16 protein-coding genes and 2 pseudogenes are annotated in these 19,610 nt (G+C 68.5%); 7 read left to right on the plus strand and 11 right to left on the minus strand.

Annotation, left to right across the window (positions count from 1 at the left end; genetic code table 11):
- Positions 1–33: 33 nt before the first annotated feature.
- From G4Z16_RS06605 to G4Z16_RS06635, 7 genes and pseudogenes are all read right to left on the minus strand, one after another.
- Positions 34–492, minus strand: a pseudogene (locus G4Z16_RS06605) ((2Fe-2S)-binding protein); the annotation flags it as partial.
- 68 nt (positions 493–560) lie between these two features.
- A complete protein-coding gene (locus G4Z16_RS06610; protein WP_197349720.1) occupies positions 561–3,014 on the minus strand; it encodes a xanthine dehydrogenase family protein molybdopterin-binding subunit in 2,454 nt (817 codons plus the stop codon).
- A complete protein-coding gene (locus G4Z16_RS06615; protein ID WP_197349722.1) occupies positions 3,011–3,883 on the minus strand; it encodes an FAD binding domain-containing protein in 873 nt (290 codons plus the stop codon). Before G4Z16_RS06615 ends, G4Z16_RS06610 begins: the two co-directional genes overlap by 4 nt.
- A gap of 129 nt (positions 3,884–4,012) precedes the next feature.
- Positions 4,013–5,431, minus strand: a complete 1,419-nt coding sequence (locus G4Z16_RS06620; RefSeq protein ID WP_197349724.1) for an MFS transporter — start codon at positions 5,429–5,431, stop codon at positions 4,013–4,015.
- Positions 5,432–5,540: 109 nt separating this feature from the next.
- Positions 5,541–6,809, minus strand: coding sequence for an FAD-dependent monooxygenase (locus G4Z16_RS06625; RefSeq protein ID WP_197349726.1), 1,269 nt, complete (start codon positions 6,807–6,809; stop codon positions 5,541–5,543).
- A gap of 61 nt (positions 6,810–6,870) precedes the next feature.
- On the minus strand, positions 6,871–7,902 hold the full coding sequence (locus G4Z16_RS06630; protein WP_197349727.1) for a 2,5-dihydroxypyridine 5,6-dioxygenase NicX family protein: 1,032 nt from the start codon (positions 7,900–7,902) through the stop codon (positions 6,871–6,873).
- A 667-nt stretch (positions 7,903–8,569) separates the two neighbouring features.
- A complete protein-coding gene (locus G4Z16_RS06635) occupies positions 8,570–9,142 on the minus strand; it encodes an LOG family protein (RefSeq protein ID WP_197349728.1) in 573 nt (190 codons plus the stop codon).
- 298 nt (positions 9,143–9,440) lie between these two features.
- On the opposite strand from G4Z16_RS06635, the gene G4Z16_RS06640 reads away from it, so the two are divergent.
- The 4 genes from G4Z16_RS06640 (at position 9,441) to G4Z16_RS06655 (ending at position 12,175) form a co-directional block, all read left to right on the plus strand.
- Positions 9,441–10,319, plus strand: coding sequence for an SAM-dependent methyltransferase (locus G4Z16_RS06640; protein WP_197349729.1), 879 nt, complete (start codon positions 9,441–9,443; stop codon positions 10,317–10,319).
- Positions 10,320–10,507: 188 nt separating this feature from the next.
- The gene (locus tag G4Z16_RS06645) at positions 10,508–11,125 is read left to right on the plus strand and encodes a TetR/AcrR family transcriptional regulator (RefSeq protein ID WP_197349730.1); all 618 of its coding nucleotides are present in this window, start codon (positions 10,508–10,510) and stop codon (positions 11,123–11,125) included.
- Between the two features lie 57 nt (positions 11,126–11,182).
- The gene (locus tag G4Z16_RS06650) at positions 11,183–11,671 is read left to right on the plus strand and encodes an SRPBCC family protein (protein ID WP_197349731.1); all 489 of its coding nucleotides are present in this window, start codon (positions 11,183–11,185) and stop codon (positions 11,669–11,671) included.
- 204 nt (positions 11,672–11,875) lie between these two features.
- Complete coding sequence (locus G4Z16_RS06655) at positions 11,876–12,175, plus strand: hypothetical protein (RefSeq protein WP_197349732.1); 300 nt, start codon at positions 11,876–11,878, stop codon at positions 12,173–12,175.
- 176 nt (positions 12,176–12,351) lie between these two features.
- On the opposite strand, the gene G4Z16_RS06660 is transcribed toward G4Z16_RS06655, so the two are convergent.
- The gene (locus G4Z16_RS06660) at positions 12,352–12,972 is read right to left on the minus strand and encodes an L-threonylcarbamoyladenylate synthase (RefSeq protein ID WP_028437723.1); all 621 of its coding nucleotides are present in this window, start codon (positions 12,970–12,972) and stop codon (positions 12,352–12,354) included.
- A 410-nt stretch (positions 12,973–13,382) separates the two neighbouring features.
- Between G4Z16_RS06660 and G4Z16_RS06665 the strand changes: the two genes are divergently transcribed.
- The gene (locus G4Z16_RS06665; RefSeq protein WP_197349733.1) at positions 13,383–13,625 is read left to right on the plus strand and encodes a DUF805 domain-containing protein; all 243 of its coding nucleotides are present in this window, start codon (positions 13,383–13,385) and stop codon (positions 13,623–13,625) included.
- 76 nt (positions 13,626–13,701) lie between these two features.
- On the opposite strand, the gene G4Z16_RS06670 is transcribed toward G4Z16_RS06665, so the two are convergent.
- Positions 13,702–14,403, minus strand: a complete 702-nt coding sequence (locus G4Z16_RS06670; protein ID WP_197349735.1) for an HAD family acid phosphatase — start codon at positions 14,401–14,403, stop codon at positions 13,702–13,704.
- A 712-nt stretch (positions 14,404–15,115) separates the two neighbouring features.
- Between G4Z16_RS06670 and G4Z16_RS06675 the strand changes: the two genes are divergently transcribed.
- Positions 15,116–15,586, plus strand: coding sequence for a hypothetical protein (locus G4Z16_RS06675; protein ID WP_197349737.1), 471 nt, complete (start codon positions 15,116–15,118; stop codon positions 15,584–15,586).
- A gap of 241 nt (positions 15,587–15,827) precedes the next feature.
- Here G4Z16_RS06675 and G4Z16_RS06680 read toward each other — a convergent pair whose 3' ends face one another.
- Positions 15,828–17,717 carry a DUF2075 domain-containing protein gene (locus G4Z16_RS06680; protein ID WP_197349738.1) on the minus strand — a complete coding sequence of 630 codons (1,890 nt, stop codon included), beginning with the start codon at positions 17,715–17,717 and terminating at the stop codon, positions 15,828–15,830.
- 398 nt (positions 17,718–18,115) lie between these two features.
- On the opposite strand from G4Z16_RS06680, the pseudogene G4Z16_RS33230 reads away from it, so the two are divergent.
- Positions 18,116–18,391, plus strand: a pseudogene (locus G4Z16_RS33230) (NERD domain-containing protein); the annotation flags it as partial.
- Between the two features lie 785 nt (positions 18,392–19,176).
- Here G4Z16_RS33230 and G4Z16_RS06690 read toward each other — a convergent pair.
- Positions 19,177–19,581 (minus strand): hypothetical protein, encoded by a 405-nt coding sequence (locus G4Z16_RS06690; protein WP_197349740.1) that lies wholly within the window; start codon positions 19,579–19,581, stop codon positions 19,177–19,179.
- Positions 19,582–19,610 lie beyond the last annotated feature (29 nt).

Genomic DNA, 19,610 nt, shown 5'->3' on the forward strand with positions numbered 1-19,610 from the left:
GTCCGGCCGTGCCTCGTCCAGGCGCTGCTGGAGCGCGGCGCGGCGCCGCGTGGCGCAGTCGTCGATCGCCTCGACGATGGTCTGGTAGCCGGTGCAGCGGCACAGGTTGGAGGCGACGACCTCGCGTATCTCCTCCTTCGTCGCCTGCGGCCGCTCGGCGAGGTACCCCTCGGCAAGCATCAGGAACCCGGGTGTGCAGAAACCGCACTGCAGGCCGTGGTGCTCGCTGAACGCCCGTTGCAGGTCGTTGAGTTCGCGTCCGTCCGAGAGCGATTCGACGGTGCGGATCTCCATCTCCTCGGCCTGCGCCGCGAACATCAGGCAGGCGCGCACAGGTCGCCCGTCGAGCAGCACCGTGCAGGCGCCGCAGATGCCGTGTTCGCAGCCGACATGGGTGCCCGTCAGGCGCAGGTCGTGGCGGAGCACGTCGACGAGGGTGCGGCGGGCCTCGGTGAGCAGTTCGTACGTCTCACCGTTGACGCGCAGGGTCATCAGCTGCCGGTGCCCCGGGTCGTGGGAGTGGGAGTCGGGGCCGGAGTGAAAGGGGTGCGCCGTTTCGGTCATGACGTGTGCTCCAGTGCTCGCACCGAGGGCGCTTCGAGCGCGTCGGCCACCGTCTCGGGCGTGATGGGGGTGTTGTTCAGCTCGACGCCGGTGGGGAGCAGCGCGTCGTTGACGGCGTTGATCACTGCGGCGGGCGCGCCGATGGTGCCGCCCTCCCCCACGCCCTTCGCGCCGGTCTCGGTGAACGCGCAGGGAGTCTCGAGGTGGTGGATGCTCACGTCGGGGATCTCGAGAGCGGTGGGGACCTTGTACTCCATGAAGCTGACCGCGGACGGTGCGCCCTGCTCGTCGTAGGTGACCTGCTCGAAGAGCGCGCCCGCGATGCCCTGCGCTATGCCTCCCCTGGTCTGGCCCTCCACGACCTTCGGGTTGATCGCCACTCCGCAGTCCTCGACGCATACGTAGCGGAGGATCTCGACGCGTCCCGTTCCCTCGTGGAGTTCGACGACGACGCCGTGGGTGGCGTTGGAGAAGGTGCCGTCGTTGAAGACGTCGAAGGTGGCGGTCGCGGTGAGCCCCGGCTCGACGCCCTTGGGCAGCAGATGCGATTTGAGATAGGCGATGTCCGCCAGTTCGCGGTAGGACACCGAGCCGCCGGTCGCGGGGTGGGCGACCAGCCCTTCACCCAACTCCAGTTTTTCGGCGGGCACTTCGAGCACCGATGCGGCGATCGTCTTCAGCTTCTCGCCGAGCTTTCCGGCCGCCAGCCGCACCGCGCTGCCACCGATGGCGATGGAGCGGCTGGCGAAGGTGCCCCAGCCGTAGGTGATGCGGTCGGTGTCGCCCTGGTGGATGCGCACATGCGCGATGTCGAGGCCGAGTTCGTCGGCGGCGATCTGCGCCATCGTCGTCTCGTGGCTCTGGCCGTGGCTCATCGTGCCGGTCGTGACGACGAGAGCACCGCTGGTGTCCATCCGTACCTCGGAGATGTCGAAGCCGGGGACGACCTCCATCTTGCGCTGCGCGAAGGCCGCTGAGCCGTAGCCGGTGCGCTCGCTGAAGCAGGAGTAGCCGATACCGATGTGGCGGCCCTCGGCTGCGGCCTTCTCCTTGGCCGTGTACCAGCCCTCCTCCATCAGCAGGCTCTCGCACAGGTTCAGCGACTCCAGATAGGAGCCCGGGTCGTACGTCACGTTGTTGACGCCGGTGTAGGGGAACTGCGTGATCAGGTTGCGGCGGCGTATCTCCGTTGCGCCCAGGCCGAGTTCGCGTGCGGCGCGCTCGAAGATGCGCTCCATGACCATCACGTACTGCGGACGGCTCACGCCCCGGTAGGGCGCCGTGGGCGCCTTGTTGGTGGTCACGGCGCGCGCCCGTACGCGATAGGCGGGGACCTTGTACACGCCGGGCATCTCGGCCGAGGCCATCAGCGGTTCGATGCCGGCGGTGAAGGGATAGCAGGAGTAGGCGCCCATGTCGCAGACGATCGCGGCGTCGAGCCCGAGGATGCGCCCGTCGGCGTCGAAGGCGGCGCGCACGTCATAGTGCTGTTCACGTGCGAGGAAGGAGGCGCTGAGCGCGTCCTTGCGGTCCTCGATCCACTTCACCGGCCGTCCCAGGCGCAGCGCGGCCGCGCCCACCGCGACTTCCTCGCGTCCGACGACGCACTTCTGGCCGAAGCCGCCACCCATGTCGGGCACGACGACGCGGACTGCGCGTTCATCGAGTCCCAGGCAGCGAGCGGCAGTCGTGCGCACCTGGTGCGGCACCTGCGTGGAGGTGCGCAGCAGCAGCTGGTCCTCGCGGTCGTCCCAGCCGGCGAGGACACCGCGGGTCTCCAGGGGAAGGGCGTTCTGCCGTCCCGTACGGGTGTCGACGCTGACGACGCAGGACGCCTCCTCGAAGACGTCGTCGATACCTTCGGTGGCGAACATCGACACGTCGAGCAGGGTGTTGGCGCTCGCTTCGTCGTGCACGAGCGGAGCGCCGGGAGCGAGCGCCGCTTCCTCGGTGAGGACGGGCGGACGCGTCTCGTAGGTGACCTTCGCCGCTTCGGTGCCGTCCTCGGCCGCGTACGGGTCGCGTGCGACCACGACCGCCAGCGGCTCCCCCGCGTAGCGGACGCGGTCCCGCGCCAGCACCGGCATGCCGGTCGGAACGAACTCGGTGAGCGGACGGCCCAACCGCGCTGTGATGTCGGCCAGTTCGAGATCGGTCGCGTCGAACGCGGCGACGACGCCCGGCACTTGCCGTACGGTGGACAGATCGAGCGAGGTGACGGTGGAGTGGGAGACCTGGCTCCGCACGAACTGGGCGTGCAGCGTGCCCGGCACCTCCAGGTCGTCGGTGAAGCATCCGCGGCCGGTGAGCAGCCGCGGGTCCTCGCGGCGTCCGACGGACGCGCCGATCCAAGGACGGTCCCTGCGGCCGCCGTGGTCATCGCCGTTGCCGGAGCGGCCGTCGGGGCCCGCGAGGTGGTGACCGCCGGGAGGGCGGTGATCCTGCGTCATCGGGCCGTCGCCTCCTCGCACGCGCGCGCCACGAGCGTGCGGATGAGCCTGCGCCGGTGGCGCGCGCTGCCGTTGGCGTCGGCAGGGGGAGAGTCGACCGCGGCTGCCGCCGACTCGGCGCACGCGGCGAAGAGTCCGGAGCCCACCGGGCCTCCCCGTGCGAGAACCGCCTCCGCCTCGGGCACCCGCACGGGCTGCGGTGCCACCCCTCCCAGCGCGACGCGGCCCCCGGTGACGCTGCGGCCGTCCGCGTCGAGACGGAGGTCGACGGCGGCAGCCACGACGGCGAAGTCGCCCTGCCGCTCGGCGAATTCGGTGAGGGCGGCATGAGGCGCGGGCTTCGGGAAGACGACCTCGACGAGTATCTCGTCGGGCTCCAGCGCGGTCGTGTAGTAGCCGTGGAAGAAGTCTCCGGCCGGGATGCGCCGCTCCCCGGACGGGCCCCGGGCCACCAGTTCGGCGTCGAGGAGCACCGCCAGCAGGCACCACTCCGCGGTGGAGTCGGCGTGCGCGAGGCTGCCGCCGACGGTTCCGCGCGTGCGGATCGGCAGATGCCCGATCCAGCGCATGGCCTCCCGTACGACGGCGAAGCCGGGCCCCACGGCTTCGGGTGGTGCGGTCTCCACCGCGTGGTGCGTGGCGAGCGCTCCGATGCGGAGACTGCCGTCGGGGTCGGTTCGGACGCCGTCCAGCCCGTCCAGCCCGCCGATGTCGACGAGGTGCTCGGGCCGTGCCAGGCGGAAGTTCATCATCGCCACGAGGCTCTGACCTCCCGCGATGATCTTCGCTTCGTCCCCGAGTTCGGCGAGCAGGCGTGCTGCGCCCTCGACGTCGCGCGCACGGTGGTACGTGAAGGCGGCGGGCTTCATCTCACTCCTCTCCTGCTGCGGCGTTCCCGTCAAACGGGGCGGCCCGGACGGCGGACGAGCGCGGGTGATCCGCGGGAAGTCCCGCGGGCACGGATGCGAGGGGCCACGCGTCCGTGCCCGCGGGCGGCCTCAGCCCTTTACGGGCGTCTTCTCAGCGGGCCGTGGAACAGTCATCGCCTCGTCCGCCGGCCCGACGTCGATGTCGTCGAGGTCCTTGCCCTTGGTCTCCGGGGCGCCGAAGGCCATCCAGACCACGGCGAGGAGCACGACCGCGCCCAGCACCGCGAAGGTCAGCGGCAGTCCGAGCAGCGGCCACATCAGCGACCCGAAGAGCATCGGGGCGAACCCGGTACTGATCCGGCTCACGGACGAGGCCCAGCCGAAGCCGCTGGCGCGCAGCGTCGTCGGATACAGCTCGGCGGCGTAGGCGTAGAGCACCGGGATGGTCAGCTGGATCAGGAAGCCGAAGGCGGCGATCGCCACCATCGCCGCGGTCTCCACCTTCAGCACGATCGCGAAGGCGACAAGCGCTGCGGTCGAGACGGGTGCGGCGACCCCGATGAGCCACTTGCGGCCGACGATGTCGACGAGCCACGTCGAGACGAGGACGCCGAGGATGCCGACGCCGCTCATCAACGTGGGCCCCATGAAGGACGCGGTGTCGTTGTAGCCCTCGTCCTTGAGGATCGACGGCATCCAGGTCAGGGCCGCGTAGTACACAAGCATGATCGTGATGAACAGCAGCCACGAGACCGAGGTGATGCGGGGGTTGTACTTCCACAGCCGCCGGAACTGCTCGACACCGGCGCGCACACCGCCGGGCCGGTCGGAGCCGTCACCGGCCGCGGGCGCGGGGATCTCGTACTGCTCGGGAAGGGCTCCGGTGCGCGCGGAGAGGCTGTCGATGACCGCACGTGCCTCGGCCTCCCTGCCGACCCGCGTGAGGTAGATCGGCGACTCGGGCACGCCGCGGCGCACCCAGAACAGCAGCAGCGCGGGCAGGACCATGGTCGCGAGCATCCAGCGCCAGTTGCCCGGCAGCGGCACCATCATGGTCGCCACCAGGCCGCACAGCGTGACGCCGACAGGCCACCACAGGTCGAGCGCGGTCAGGATCCGGCCGCGGTACTTCCTCGGTGAGAACTCGCTGACCAGGGCGTAGTCGACGGGAATGCACCCGCCCAGGCCCACGCCGGCGAGGAAGCGCAGCACGAGGAAGACCGAGTAGTCGGGCGAGAGGGCGCCGAGCACGGAGAACACCGCGAAGATCAGCAGCGTCGCGCTGAACGCCCTGCGGCGTCCGATGCGGTCGGCGATGGCACCCCAGACGACGGCTCCGACGGCCATGCCGACCAGGTTGGCCGTCGCGACGAGACCGCTCTCGCCGACGGTGAGGCCGAAGTCCTTGGACAGCAGCGGCATGAGGAAGCCGTTGAGCGCGATGTCCCACGCGTCGAACAGGTAGCCGAGGCCACCGATGATGAAAATCCTGCCCTGGACACCCCATTTCCATGGGAGTTCCTGGACTATCTGATCGCCTGTCTTCACGGTTCGCTCCACGGTTCGGTGATGGGCTCATGCGCGTCGCCGGAAGACGACGCCGATGCCGGTTCGCTCGCCGGTCAGCGGGAACGTCGCATCGACGCGCCCGCGCGGCTCACCGGGAGAATTGGTAGGAGAAGGCCCCCAGGTCGGGGTCGTTGAGCGGCGTGCCGCTCCACAGCCAGTCGTAGGAGACGTCGGACTCCCCGTCGAAGTGCTTCAGCTTCTCGTCGCGCTGCCGCTGCTCGGGGCCGTCCGGGTAGTGGTAGAAGGTCTTGTTCCGCAGTGAGGCCTGCTGCACCATGCCGGCGTGCTTGGCCCGCCGGTCCACGTAGCGGCGCAGCGCTCCCCGGATGCCGTCGGCGCTGACGGCGCCCAGTTCCTCCGCGAGTACGGCGGCGTCCTCCATCGCCTGTGAGGCGCCTTGTGCCTGGTAGGGAAGCATGGCATGGCAGGCGTCGCCGAGGAGCGCGACGTGATCGTCCATCCATACGGGGTCGGGACGCCGGTAGTGCAGCGCGAAGCAGGACACGTCCTCCTTCGCCTTGGAGAGCATGGCCGGGACCCTGTCGTCCCAGCCGGGGAAGGCGTCGGCCAGCTCCTGCGCGCTGGAGGGCACCACCCATTTCTCGGCGACCTCGTCGGTGCAGGGGACACAGGCGACGACGTTCAGATACTCGCCGCCGCGGATCATGTAGTGCACGAGGTGGCGGTCGGGGCCGTACCAGATGGTGCTCTGGAAGCGGTCCACCAGCCATCTCGTGGCCGGGTCCGCGGCGATCAGGTCACCCGGGATGAGGGCCCGGTACGCCATCTCGCCGGAGAAGTGCAGGGTGTCGTCGGCACCCATCTCGTCGCGCACCCGTGAGCGGATGCCGTCCGCCCCGATCAGGGCGTCGGCCTCGTACCGGCAGCCGTCGCCGGTGAGGGCCGCGGGACGCCGCCGGTCCGTGCGGTCCAGTCCCGTGACCTTCTTGTCGGTGTGAAGAGTGACCACGGGGCCGGGGCCCTCCGGATCCGTGCAGGCCTCCAGGATCACCCGGTGCAGATCGGCGCGGTGGTAGTGCCAGTACGGGGCGTTGTACTTGCTCTTGCAGTACTGGCCCAGCCTGGTCAGGGCGACGACGCTGCCGTCCTTCCACCTGCGCCGCACCTGGTCCTGCGGCTCGGTGTGGATGGCCTCCAGCTGCCGGCGCAGTCCGAGTCCGAGCAGCACGCGGCTGGCGTTGGGCGCCGTCTGGATCCCGGCCCCCACCTCTCCCAGCTCGGGGGCCTGCTCCAGGACGGTGACCCGGATGCCCCGTTGACGCAGGGCGAGCGCGGCGGTCAGACCGCCCAATCCACCGCCGACGACGGTGACTTCGAAAGACTGGCTGGGCGCCAAGGCTCCTCCAGGACGAGGGGTGGACATGAAGATCTGCGGCCATGCCGGCGGTGCGGCAGGGTCAGCTCTCGATGAGCCGGCCGTCCACGACGACGTCGGTGCCGTCGACGGAGACGGTGCAGCCGCGCATCGCGATGTCCACGTGGGCGTAGGACTCTCGGCCGAGAACGGGGTGCGGCCCGGTGGACCAGAGGAAGTTCCCGGCGAAGGCGCGGGCGTCCATGCCCATCAGGTCGCCCTTGCCGTAGAGGGCGGTGGCGAACCAGTCGGCGGTCTTCATCAGCCCCCAGCCCATGTGGGAGAGGCTTCGTCCCCACTGGTCGTCGGCGTCCTCGAAGAAGGTCTCCAGGAGCTTCGCCTCGGCGCCGCCGGAGATCTTCTCGATGTGTCCGTCGGCGACGTGCAGCGTGACGGGGTCGCGGACGTACTCCTTGAACGGCAGCAGGATGTCGCCCTCGGCCAGCACCAGTTGGCCGTCGGAGAACTCGGGCCAGCACATCACCATCGTGCTCGGCCAGTGGTCCCAGCGGCCCGGGTCGTCGGCGAAGCCCACCTGGAACTCCGGGTGGGACCCCTTGAGCTGCACGGTCAGATCCGTACCGGCGCCGGAGGTGACGCGCATGACCTCCGAGCGCGCGAGCAGGCCGGATCCGGCCAGGACTCGCTCCTTGTCGCTCGCCTGCGGCAGGTTCCGTATCAGGACGTCGGGGGCGTCGCAGACGAAGATGATGCGGGTGCCGGCCTTGAGGATCTCCTGCTGGACGGGGGCGTGGATGAAGCCCTCCTGCGTAAGGTCGACGACCAGGTCGGCCGACTTCAGCAGGTCCTGGGCGACCGTGTCGTTGAGCACGGAGGTCAGGCCGGGACCAGCACCGGTGTGCGTGCTGTCCATCGGAGCGGGGCTGCCACCGGGCACGGTCGCGCAGATGACGCGGGCTTCCAGGGACTTCGCGGCTCCGAAGGCGGCAGCGACGTAGTCCCCGCGGCTACCGGGCTCGGCGAGGACGACGACGTGCTCGTCCTTCTTCACCTTGCACAGCTCCAGTTCACGGGTGAACGCGTCGAGCAGATCGACGGACGACAGATCGAACATGGATGTTCCTCCAGGAGGCTCGCTTCAGCTATGGGGCCTTCGTACGGCGCTCACCGCGTGGACCGACCGTCGATACCGTCGGGAGCGCAGGCCGAAATCGGCCCACCGCATAGGCTTTGACCAGCGGAAATGGGCAGGCGCTGGGCGTCTGGACAAAACTAATCCGAACACGTACTAACTTGGATTGGCAAGGGTTGGGCCATGAGTTAACGCGGATTTTTCGTCGGCTCCTGATCGCCTTTGACCGATCTGAATCGGCTGAGTCCGGTCACGATCGCCCCGTGAACGCCCTTCGGGAACGCCGGAACGCGCAGGTGGAACCCCTGACGAACCTCCGCTCGTCGCCCTGCGGTCTTTTTGACCGACGACGAACGGGGAAACGTGACCGCCGACGAGGCCGAGCCGTACGGTTGCGCGAAGAAGGGCCGCCACTCCTCACACGGCCGACGCGGCCGGGCGACCCGGAGAAGGTGACGGTGGAGTCCACAGGACCGGAACGCTTCCGGATCGCCGGCACCAGACAGGCTGCCGCTGTCTGCTGACCTCTCGCCAAGTGCTCACTGCCGGACACCTGGTCACGAACCGGTACTCGGTGAAGGTCTCAGCGCTCATCGCCTTCGGCGCAGTCCTGATCAGCAACCGCGGGGCTCACCGACCGAAGGTCGTCTCAGCCTCCGTGCGCGGGCTGCGGCGCGCGGCGCAACCGCTCCTCCAGGGCGTCCAGCAGACCGGGCAGTCCGGACGCCACCGCGAGGTCGTCCAGGGTGGCCGCGGGGAGCAAACCGGAGTCGGCGATGCCGCGCAGGGCGTCCAGCAGCGGCGTCCAGAAACCCCCGGCGTCCAGGAGGCCCACGGGCTTGGCGTGGAAGCCCAGTTGGCGCCATGACCACACCTCGAAGATCTCCTCCAGGGTGCCGAGCCCGCCGGGCAGGGCGACGAAGGCGTCAGCGTGCTCGGCCATCAGCGCCTTGCGCTCATGCATCGAATCGCACATGAGCAGCTCCGTCACGCCCTCGTGAGCCCACTCCCGCTCGACCATGCTGCGCGGCATCACACCGATGACCTCGCCGCCCGCCTTGAGAACGCTGTCTGCCAGCACTCCCATCAGCCCTCTGCGACCACCGCCGTAGACGAGGCCGATCCCGCGACGGGCCAGCTCCCCGCCCACGTCGGCTGCCAGTTCGGCGTACGCCGGATCGCGCCCGTCGGATGAGGCGAGAAAGACTGCAAGGCGGCGCACGGAGACCTCCGGGACAGCTGTGACGGGTCCTTCGGTGTACCACAGGCGCACCGATGCTGACCACGCGCTTCCCCGTGCGGGGCTGTCCACCCACCAACAGGACTGGCCGGAGACCGGGTCGGCCGGGCACAGCTAGCACGCCTCCGATGCCAACTCCCGAACAACTCTTGGTAGTTGCTTGGGGCTACCACCTACTAGGGTGCCGTCCCGGTGCTTCCCGCGAGGTCGCCGGACGTCTCCTGTCGCACGTTCGCGAGTCGCACCGGCCGATGCACCAAGCGAACTCGGAGGTCGTCCCTTGAGCACGGACCAGCAGTGGGACATCGTCACCGGCGTCGGACTGACCGCCCTGGCGGTGGCCGCCGGAAGGGCAGCGGAATCGGAGCGGCCCGACGCCCTGATCAACGACCCCTACGCCTCCCGGCTCGTGGCCGCGGCAAGGCCGTCGGCACCGGTGTCCTTCTCCGACGGAAAGCTCCTGGCGGACGGCACGGACGACGAACTGTGGTCCGGCACCTCCGACTACGTCGGTCTGCGCTCGCGGGTTTTCGACGACTATTTCCTGCGCGCCTCCGCGGACGGCATCAGGCAGGTGGTGATCCTCGCGTCCGGGCTCGACACCCGTGCCTACCGGCTGCCCTGGCCCTCCGGCACCGTCTGCTTCGAGCTGGACCAGCCGGCCGTGCTCGGCTTCAAGTCGGCCACTTTGGACGAGGAAGGCGCCGCCCCCGGCTGCGATCACCGGCCGGTGCCCGTCGATCTGCGGGACGACTGGGGCGCCGCGCTGGAAACCCGCGGCTTCGACCGGTCCCGCCCCACCGCCTGGCTGGCGGAGGGACTGCTGCCGTATCTGCCGCCCGAGGCCGAGGTCCGCCTGTTCGAGGAGGTCAGCCGCCTCTCGGCGGCGGACAGCCGCTTCGCCCTCGAACGGATCGACAACATGCACCACTTGCTCAACGATCCACTCGTGCGTGAGCGTGCGGACTCGGTCGGCTTCGATCTGCTCGCCCTCCTCCCCGGCGGGGAGCGCGAGCCCGTCGAGAAGCAACTGACCCGTCTGGGCTGGCAATTCGAGGACCACCCCGTCGCCGAGAGCGCCGCCGCCTTCCAGCGCCCGCAGACCGGCCCGTCGATGTTCAGGGAACACGTCACGCACACCATCGCCCGGCGCGCCTGAACGGTCACGGGCCGCCCCGGCCGACCGGCCCCGGAACCCGGCCGGCCGGGAGCCCGTTCCGGGAGGCGCCGTTCCGCCCTCACAGCCTCAACGCGACATCGCTGACCGTGCGTTGAGCGGGACAGCCTCGCGCGCTCAACGCGTTGGCGCATCAACTGGCCGCCCGGGTCTGTGGTAGCACTGCGCCCATGAAGGACCAGCCAGCCGAACGCGCCGGCTACCACCACGGCTCCCTCCCGGAAGCACTCGTCACGGCAGCGCTCGATCTCCTCGACGAACGGGGCACGGAGAAGGTGACCGTGCGCGAAGTCGCACGCCGAGCCGGGGTGTCACCGGGTGCGCCTTTCCGCCACTTCGCCGACCGGCAGGCACTGCTGACTGCCGTGGCCGGACGCATACTGGCCGACTTCGAGGAGTGGCAGAGCGCCGCGGTCTCGGAGGAGAGGGGCCCGGCAATGCGCGCCTTCGGGCTCGGCTTCGTGCGCTATGCGATCCGCCATCCGCACCGCTTCGAGCTGATCAGGTCCAGCGTGTTCGGCAGCAGCCGGCCTTCCGAACTGCGCGAGCACCTCAGCGGCATCGAGCAGGCCGTGACCGGGATCATCGTCGCGGGACAGGAAGCAGGTGAGCTGCGCGCCGGCGACCCCGCCGTGGTCGGCCTGGCAGGCCAGGCACTGGTCTACGGCCTGTCCCAGATGATCGTCGACGGGTATCTGCCGCCCGCGAAGGCGGAGCGGCTCGCCGAGCAGGTCCTGGACACCTTCGGCCTGGGCGTCGTCAACTCCCCCGAGATCCCCCGGTCTTGACCCTCGTCATGCGGCGTTGATGTAATCAGCGCTTACATCGACGGAGGGAGCATCCGGATGCACATACCCCGATTCCCGGAGGCCGCGGCCACGGGCACGGTGACGATCCGGGCGACCCCCGCCGAGACGTACCGCATCATCAGCGACCCGCCCGTCATGGCCCGCTTCACGGAAGAGGCCCATCGCGCCCGCTGGCTGGGCGGCACCCAGGCCGCGGCTGTGGGGGCCTGCTTCCGCGGCTACAACCGCAACGGCCTCCACCGCTGGACGACCACCTGCCGCGTCACGGACGCCGACGTCGGCCGGCGCTTCGCCTACGAGGTGAAGGCACCCCTCGGAATCCCCGTCTCCCGCTGGCAGTACGACATCGCGCCCACCGCCGAGGGCTGCACCGTCACCGAGACCAACTGGCTGCGCGTACCGCTGTGGTTCATCCCCTTCGCGATCCTGGTCACCGGCGTCTTCGATCGCATGGGCGCCAACAACGCCCACATCACCACCACGCTGGAGCGCCTCAGGTCGCACCTGGAGACCGCTCCTGTCTAGGCCGTGTTGCCAAGGGAAGCTGGCGAGCCGCGTGCACCCCGCACTTCGCCGTCGAGCAGCGCGATTCCCAGTACGGGCCACGCCTCCCGCCTGCCACGGTGCAGCCGTGTGGTGTCCATCTCGCTGCGTGACTGTGGGCTCGTGTGCCTGTCTGTGATGTCAACGTGCACACTGACGGTTTCCCGTTCGACTGAGGACTGAGCCGTGCCCGACCGACCTGAGATTGTCTGCATCTGCGGCTCTACCCGGTTCGTGGACGAGATGCGTGCGGCGAACCGTGATCTGACCTTCGCAGGTGTCATCGTCGTCGCGCCAGGCGAAGCAGACGAGTTGATCACCAACGAGCAGAAGACCGCGCTGGACGCGCTCCACCTGCGCAAGATCGACCTGGCTGACCGGGTTCTGGTCGTCAACCCCGGCGGGTACGTCGGCGAGTCCACGAGCAGGGAGATCGCATATGCCCACGCCACCGGCAAGCCGATCTCGTTCACCGATCCCGTCTGACCAGGAGCTCGCCGAGGCACCGGCGCAGCAGGCGCGAGACGTGCATCTGGGAAAGGCCGAGCACGTCCCCCGGGCTCGGGAGGCGGTGACCACCGGTTCCGTGATCCACGGGGCCGTGAACTCCGGGCGCCCGTGAACTCCGGCCGGGTTCTCCGACCGGAGAACCGGCGGTCCGCCTACTCGAACCGTGCGACGTCGCCCGCACCCCTGCGCACGATCTCGGGGGCGCTGCCGGAGAAGTCGATGACGGTGGTCGGCTCGGTGCCGCAGTCGCCGGAGTCGACCACCGCGTCCACGACGTGGTCGAGCCGCTCCTTGATCTCCCAGCCCTGCGTCATCGGCTCCTCCTCGTCGGGCAGAAGCAGAGTGCTGGAGAGCACCGGCTCACCCACCGCGGCGAGCAGCGCCTGAGTGACCGCGTGGTCGGGGATCCGGACCCCGACCGTCTTCTTCTTCGGGTGCAGCAGCCGGCGCGGCACCTCCTTGGTCGCGGGGAGGATGAAGGTGTAACTGCCGGGCGTGGCCGCCTTGATCGCACGGAACACGTCGTTGTCGACGTGGACGAACTGACCGAGCTGCGCGAAGTTCTGGCACACGAGGGTGAAGTGGTGACGGTCGTCCAGGTTCCGGATCGACCTGATCCGGTCCATGCCGTCGCGGCTTCCAAGCTGGCATCCCAGTGCGAAGCAGGAGTCCGTCGGATACGCGACGAGTGCGTCGTTGCGGAGGCTGTCCGCCACGGCGCTGATGGTGCGGGGTTGCGGGTTGTCCGGGTGCACGTCGAAGTACTTCGCCATCCGCCGACCCTATGCGACCTGCGGCACCGGCGCCCAGGTGAGGCATGGCCGCCCGGGTAACGAACACACTGCGTAGCGAAGTTGAGTAGCGCCTACTCACGCGCCCGCCTCCCTCACGCGCTGATCATCACTGTGCGTCGGCGTTGATTGCCCGAGACAGCAGCCGTGGCCGGTTCGACCAGCCGTCCACGAAGTACGTGTCACCGCGATCTCCGGGTCACGTCCTCTGTTGTCCGCGGCCGCTGGCGGCCGGCCGCAACGGCGGTGCGGCAGCAATGAAGTGAGATCCGGATCGGACCGTGGACGCGGACCGGGCGACAGGGGGAACGCCGCCCGTTCCGCGAACGCGGTCCATCCGGCAGCACTACGAAACGGGGGGTGCGGCGTGGCCCGCACCGCAGGAGAAAGACATGCACCAGTTCTTGAAGGCCCTGAGGGACTATGCGCGATTCGCCGGGAAGGCACGCCGCAGAGGGTTCTGGATATCGACCCTGATCAACACCGTCACGACCTCACTGCTCCGAGTCGGTGAGCAGGCCGGTGAAGTGCGCTTGCCCGCCCCGGCGATCGGCGCCTTCTACATAGGCGTGATGCTCATACCCGCCATGGCCCTGGGAGCCCGGCGGCTCCACCACGCGCGGCGACCGGGCTGACGCAGCCGGGCGAACGGCCGGGGTCCGGCGCACCCCCGGCCGTTCGTCCTCCGCGTTCCGTCACCGGTGGCCGGCGTCAGGACAACGCGCCGTCGTAGTCCGGCAGTTTGAACGTCTTCTCTGCGTGCCCGCCGACCATGTCGGTCGGGGTGTTGCCGATGTTGGCAATGATCTTGTAGCCCTTGGACTCGATCTCGGCCCGCTTGGCGGTCTTGTACTTGCTGACCTCGTCGAAGATGTCCGGCAGGTCGCGCAGATAGAGCCCGTCGATCGGGAATCCAGCCTTCTCCAGATTGTCCTTCGTCAGCGAGTGGATGATGCCCGGGCGGGCGGTGACGAAGAAGACGTCCACACCGCGGGAATCCGCGTAACGGGCGAGATCCAGCGTCTGCTGGACCGGAGGCGTCGGCAACTCCCAGATGGGGTGGAAGTGCGTCTCCAGCGAGGTGTTGTCGATGTCGAGGACGATCGCCATCTTCTCGCCGGCGCCCTGTGAGATGCGTTCCTCGAGGTACGGGCGGGCTTCGTCCGTCACGGCGCTGACGTCGCGCTTCCAGGTCTCGTAGTCGACGTCTTCGCGCGTGCTGACGTCGTCGCGCGTGCTGCTGCCGCGTTCGGCCTGCTGCTGGGCCGGAGCGGTCGCAGCGGTGCGTGCGGACTGCGAATCGGCCGGCGCGGGGGCGGCGGTCGCCGATGTCGCGCTGACCGCCGTCACGGTCGCCACTGCCGCACCGGCGGCGGACACCGCTATCCGAGTTGTCAATTTGCGTACATGCATGGGGGGTTCACTCCTGAGTCGCAGATCCGACACGGGACGGCCCGTCGCCGGATCGACGAAGAGCCCGTGGCATGCTCACGTCTCATCATGGCCGGAGTGGAAACTTCCGGCTACCGATCGGTAGTGATTGGTGTGTTCCAAGACATCTGAACGCGCCCGGGACGAGCGCCCGTTGGTGATCGCCATGGACGCGACGGCCGTCCCCGAACTCGACGAGCCGCACGACGTCTGCGCAGGCCGGGGCCCTGAACTGCCGGGCTCCCGGCGCCCGTCACCGCCGGCCGGCTCCGAGCACCTCGCCGCGAGGGATGTGCCTCCTGCCTTCAGCGACGAAGGGGAACCCGGAGCAGGACGCCACCCGCTTCGTCACCTCGTGGTCCAGGAACTGGGGGTTCGCTCCGACCTGTCAGCGCACGGCCCGGGATACCGCCCCCACTGGACGCGTCGACACGATGGCTCAAACCCACCACAGACACCCCCCGACCCCCCTCAGGCGCTCTTGCGCTCACCCGCGCCAGGGGCATCAATAAGCAGCGCGTGGACTGACCTGCAAGCCAGACCCGCGGCACCCCGGAGTGCGGCCTGAGCCGCGGACCTTCGCGCTCCCGGAGACCGCGGCACGCACCGCACCCCCACACCGTCCCCCGAGCGTCAGACGTGGCGCGACGACTGCGGTGGTCATGCAACTCCCCCACACACGGAAGGCACTTCCATGGGACGTAGCAGATCAGCCTTGGGAACAGCACTGGGTACGGCGGTACTGGCGGTGGGCGCCCTGGCGTTCGCGCCGACCGCGTCCGCCGTCGACCCCACGACGGCCACCGTGAGCGCCGACTGCGGCAGCGCCGGCTCCGGCGAGGCCACCCTCACCGCCACGCAGGACGGCACCGCCGCGACGATCACGCTCTCCTCCTCGGCCGTGAAGGCGCCGATCGACGTGGCCGCCGGATCGGTCGAGACCACGCTCACCATGACGAAGAACGGCAGCGACACCGCGACCTTCACGGGCAAGTCCAACCCCGCGATGTCCGCCGGTGACGACGTCAACTCCGGTCCCCTGGACGGGACCGTCGCCGCGGGCGACGTCATGGAGGCGAAGTCGGTGAAGCTCGTCATCTTCGGCACCATCACGGTGACCTGCAACGCCACCTCGGCCCAGACACCTGGGCCGTTCACCTTCTGAGGCGGTTGAGCACGGCACTCTCTGCCGGTGGGCGGGGCGGCGGCGTCGGACGCCGCGCCGCTCACCGGGGCGTTCGCCGGCCGGAACCGCTCGCGTGCATTCACCGCCCGCATGTGTCCGCTCTGTATGCCCGGCTCCTTGTTGTCGCTCGGTCGAGCGACAACAAGGAGAAAGCCATGCAATCGGTGCGCACAAAATGGCGGGCTGCTCGCACCACGTACGGCGTCGACATACATATCCGTCAGACCACGGCGTGGTCACGCTCCAGACCGCAGCCGACCAGTTCCCGAAGCTTCTCCTGCGTTTCCGGGTCGGTCGAGTACACGATCGTGCCGATCATGCCTCGGGTCAGCAGCACCTTGTAGGTGTTGCGAATGAGACGGTCCACGTCTGCGTCCGGGGTGGACCGCTTGAAGACCGGGTCCTTGGACGCCGTTCGGTCCGTGATCCATCGGTCCCCGCGCCAGACCAGGTCGGGCCCGAGGATGACGCCGGACCAGTCGTACTCGAAGCCCTGAGCGGTGTAGACGCAGCCCACCTGCCCGAAGCCTGCAGGGTCGGTGGCCCAGAGCGCTGCCGGGGGCGCTCCGGATACCGAACGGTCGCCGCGCAGGTTCCAGGGACGGGCCCAGTCACCGATGACGATGTCGAGGGGCAGCGGGTCGCCGGGCCTGGGCTCCGCGGACCAGCGCCAGCAGTACCCCGCGGACATGCGGGCGCCATAGTTCCGGAAACGGCGGTCGTCGAGGAACGCCTCCATCTCCTGCGGGCTGTCGGCGACCATGATTCGCATGCGATCGTCTGGCTCCCACACCACGGGGCCGCCAGGTTCCAGGCCGAGCATCCGTACCACCCAGCGCAGGTAGGCCTCACTGCCGCCGCAGCGGAATTGGCCCTCCAACGGCACGACGTGGCACTCCAAGCCCTTGGCTGCCGCAGCGGCCTTGATCTCATCCACCGTGCCCATCTCGCCAGGACGCACGACCTGGTGTTCGTCGAGCAGGAAGACAGGGACACGGGCGACGTCGATGAGTTCGTCGATCTGCCGCTTGCCGGTGCGGCGAGCGGCAGGTGTGAAGCGGTTGGCGGAGGTCTGCCGAATACGGTGGGCCTCGTCGCAGATCAGGACGTCGAGAGTGTTTCTCTCCGTGGTCATGAAGCTGTTGAAGTACTTGAACAGCTCCTGCACCTCACGCTTGCGGGTACCTGCGACCTTCCGCATCGTTGTAGTGAAGGACTGTGAGCCGGTGGCATGCAGGGCTGGAACGCCCTGCCGGTACAGCTCACCGAGCAGTGAGAGAGCGATGACGCTCTTGCCAGTGCCGGGCCCGCCGGTGACCACCACGACTCCCTTGTGGTCGGACCGTTTCGCCTTGCGCACGGCGTTGAGCACCAACCGGTACGCGACCTGCTGTTCGTCGAGCAGGTCGAACTGCTCTCGCTCCCGTACCTCTTGGGCCGCCACTGCCATCAGCTGCTTCGAGGGCGCAGTCTTTCCGGCGAGAAGTTCGTCGGCTGAGCCGGCGCCCGGGTGCTTGTCACTGAGCCTGGCATGGAGGTGTTCGACGAACGCGCCACGCTGCTCGCCCGTGAACAGCTGGCCGTGGTTCTCGAGTTCCATCGCGCGCAGACCGGCGACGCCGAACTCGGTGGCGTTGTGGAGGAAGGCCACTCCACTGACCCTGTCGGGGTGCTCGGCCACCGCGCCGTTGAAGTGGACGAGGTAGTCGCAGTAACGCCGCACCTGTTCGATCGGATTGAGGACGGGGCGCGCGTAGGCATCGATACGGCACAGAGCAGGATCGTCCTCGTCAGGTTCGGCCTGGCTCCACTGCTTCAGCTCCACCACGACGTAGGACGGCTCTCCCGTCACCGGGTGCGTTCCAGCAAGTACGGCGTCGGCACGCTTGCAGTTCAGCGGGAGCGCGTATTCCAGCAGGACCTCCACATCACCCAGACCCGCGTCGTTGAGCGCGGCGGTCAGCGCGGGGATGCTCCGTTCCCAGGAACGCAACTCCGAGGCTCCGGGTCGATAGCCGTGCATATGGACGAACTGCTCGGTGAGTTGGAGCTGGAGTGAACCGTCGAGTGCCATGACGGCGAGCGTTTTTGCGGACGCGCGGAACAGCAAAGAGCTTCCCCCAGGCAGCACGAAGTGACTCGTACGGGTGGGGGCGTGTCCTTGGAGACTCCACCGGGGGTGGAGCGGAAGCCCGTCGGGCCGCGTTGGCGATCCGTCCGAGGGTACCTGTCGGCGCCGACGGAGACCGTTTCGGGGCGGAGGGGTCGATGGGTACGTCTCTGGCCCGGCAGCGTGCTCACGCCCCAGCGAAGCCTCGGCCGCGCACGCCGTTCCTCGGGGCGCCCCGTAAACCTTGGAGCTTGCCGACCGTTTCGATCTGACGCAACCTCAACTTACCTGTGCCAATGCACAGTTAGGGTTTTCGTCCAAGCAGTCGGCCGCCTCACCCCCACAGGACGGTCGGACGGGGGAGCACTCACCACCGAGTCACGAGGCGGGGACAGCGCATGCGGGAAGGCCGGTGGACCACGGTCACCGAGTCGGAGTTCGAGCACGAGCGCCGCGGCCTGGAGGCCATCTGGGAACAGCTGCCCGACGCCGATCCGTGGCGTGCCTGGTCGAACTTCACCTTCACCGCCAATACCGGCCACCTCCCGGAGGTCGACCTGCTCGTCGTCGCGCCCGGCGGCGTGTGCATGATCGAGCTGAAGAACTGGCATGGTTCCCTGACCAGCGAGAACGGCACTTGGGTGCAGACCACGCCTAGGACTCTGCCGCGCCCGTTCATCGTCGTACGCAGCGCCAGAATACCTGGTCATTTTGACCTACCTCACCGGGACGTTTACGTCCCTCCAGGCGCTCTGCTTCCAATGACCATTCTGAGCACTCAGAAAGTAAGGAAGGACGATGTCGCGCGGTCCAGACGACGGTCGTCACTCACCCAAAAAATCCCTTCGGGCACATCCATAAATCACAGCGTTCGAGCTTCTGGATGCAGACGATGTGGATACGCACGGGGTAAATGAGACCCTGCAAAGAATCCGCCGAGGACGGGAAGAAGACCTGGCCAACGGTCCACGTCACTCGTGCCGATGGCGATCTGGAGGTAAGCGGATCCATCGGTGGAAGGGCAGGCATGTCTCACGTTGGCGCCACGCCTGCGGATCAGCAGGGACGTCTTGCGACACCAGCCTGACCGGGGATGGACCAAGCGCATCTCGCGTGACGAGCACCGCCTTCCCACGAGTCACGACCCGCGCTGCGGACGCTAATGCTAGCCCCAGCTCCTGCGCACGCAGACAAAGCTCATGGCGTCCCGCCCCTGCGAAAATGGTTACGCGGCAAGCCTATTGAGGTTCGGAGCGGCTGTAAGACATCGAGTCCAGCGAGCGCATTGGGACGAGGCCGTTGGGTGATCGAACAGACCATCTCCCCCTGGCTGTCCGATTACTGAACGCTCAGCCCCGCAATAGCGGCTCCACACAACTACTTGCCTTCCTCGGCCTCGCAGCCGCCCTCTGCTGCTACAAGCGCCCCCGTCCGCCTCACCACGACGACACCGTCTTAGTTAGAGCTGCCAGCCACGGCTGCTGTGCTTCGGAGATCCGCCGGCTGGCTTCTGTTGCTCGTCCTGCTCGCGTTCGATCTCATCGCGCTGAGCGTCGAGAAAGCGCTGAGCCTCTTCCCGCTGGGCCTTCTGTTCCTCGGGGCTCATCCGCTCCCAGTCCTTCCGGAAAGTGTTCACACGCTCCCCGAGAGCTTCGGCATAGGCGGGTACGCGCAATGCTTCGCGCAGCCCTACACGCCCGGCTAGCACTTCTTTCGCCATTTCCTGCAGTGCACGGCCGGCTTCGCCGCCCGCCAGCTGCTGCAACTGCTTGCGGAGGGCCCGGGCTTGAACACGGTCCCGTGTGTCAGTCAAGAATTCGGCATCGCCGACTTCAGCGTCGGTTTGTCGGTCGGGGTGGTTCACATTGCATCAGTCCTCGGTCCAAGGAGCGG

Source organism: Streptomyces bathyalis (assembly GCF_015910445.1).
GTDB classification, from domain to species: domain Bacteria; phylum Actinomycetota; class Actinomycetes; order Streptomycetales; family Streptomycetaceae; genus Streptomyces; species Streptomyces bathyalis.

Excerpts from the sequence above, each read along its gene's own strand:
- G4Z16_RS06610 (WP_197349720.1), bottom strand. The coding sequence starts at position 3,014 with ATGACGCAGGATCACCGCCCTCCCGGCGGTCACCACCTCGCGGGCCCC.
- G4Z16_RS06615 (WP_197349722.1), bottom strand. The coding sequence starts at position 3,883 with ATGAAGCCCGCCGCCTTCACGTACCACCGTGCGCGCGACGTCGAGGGC.
- G4Z16_RS06630 (WP_197349727.1), bottom strand. The coding sequence starts at position 7,902 with ATGTTCGATCTGTCGTCCGTCGATCTGCTCGACGCGTTCACCCGTGAA.
- G4Z16_RS06645 (WP_197349730.1), top strand. The coding sequence starts at position 10,508 with ATGAAGGACCAGCCAGCCGAACGCGCCGGCTACCACCACGGCTCCCTC.
- G4Z16_RS06650 (WP_197349731.1), top strand. The coding sequence starts at position 11,183 with ATGCACATACCCCGATTCCCGGAGGCCGCGGCCACGGGCACGGTGACG.
- G4Z16_RS06660 (WP_028437723.1), bottom strand. The coding sequence starts at position 12,972 with ATGGCGAAGTACTTCGACGTGCACCCGGACAACCCGCAACCCCGCACC.
- G4Z16_RS06665 (WP_197349733.1), top strand. The coding sequence starts at position 13,383 with ATGCACCAGTTCTTGAAGGCCCTGAGGGACTATGCGCGATTCGCCGGG.
- G4Z16_RS06670 (WP_197349735.1), bottom strand. The coding sequence starts at position 14,403 with ATGCATGTACGCAAATTGACAACTCGGATAGCGGTGTCCGCCGCCGGT.
- G4Z16_RS06675 (WP_197349737.1), top strand. The coding sequence starts at position 15,116 with ATGGGACGTAGCAGATCAGCCTTGGGAACAGCACTGGGTACGGCGGTA.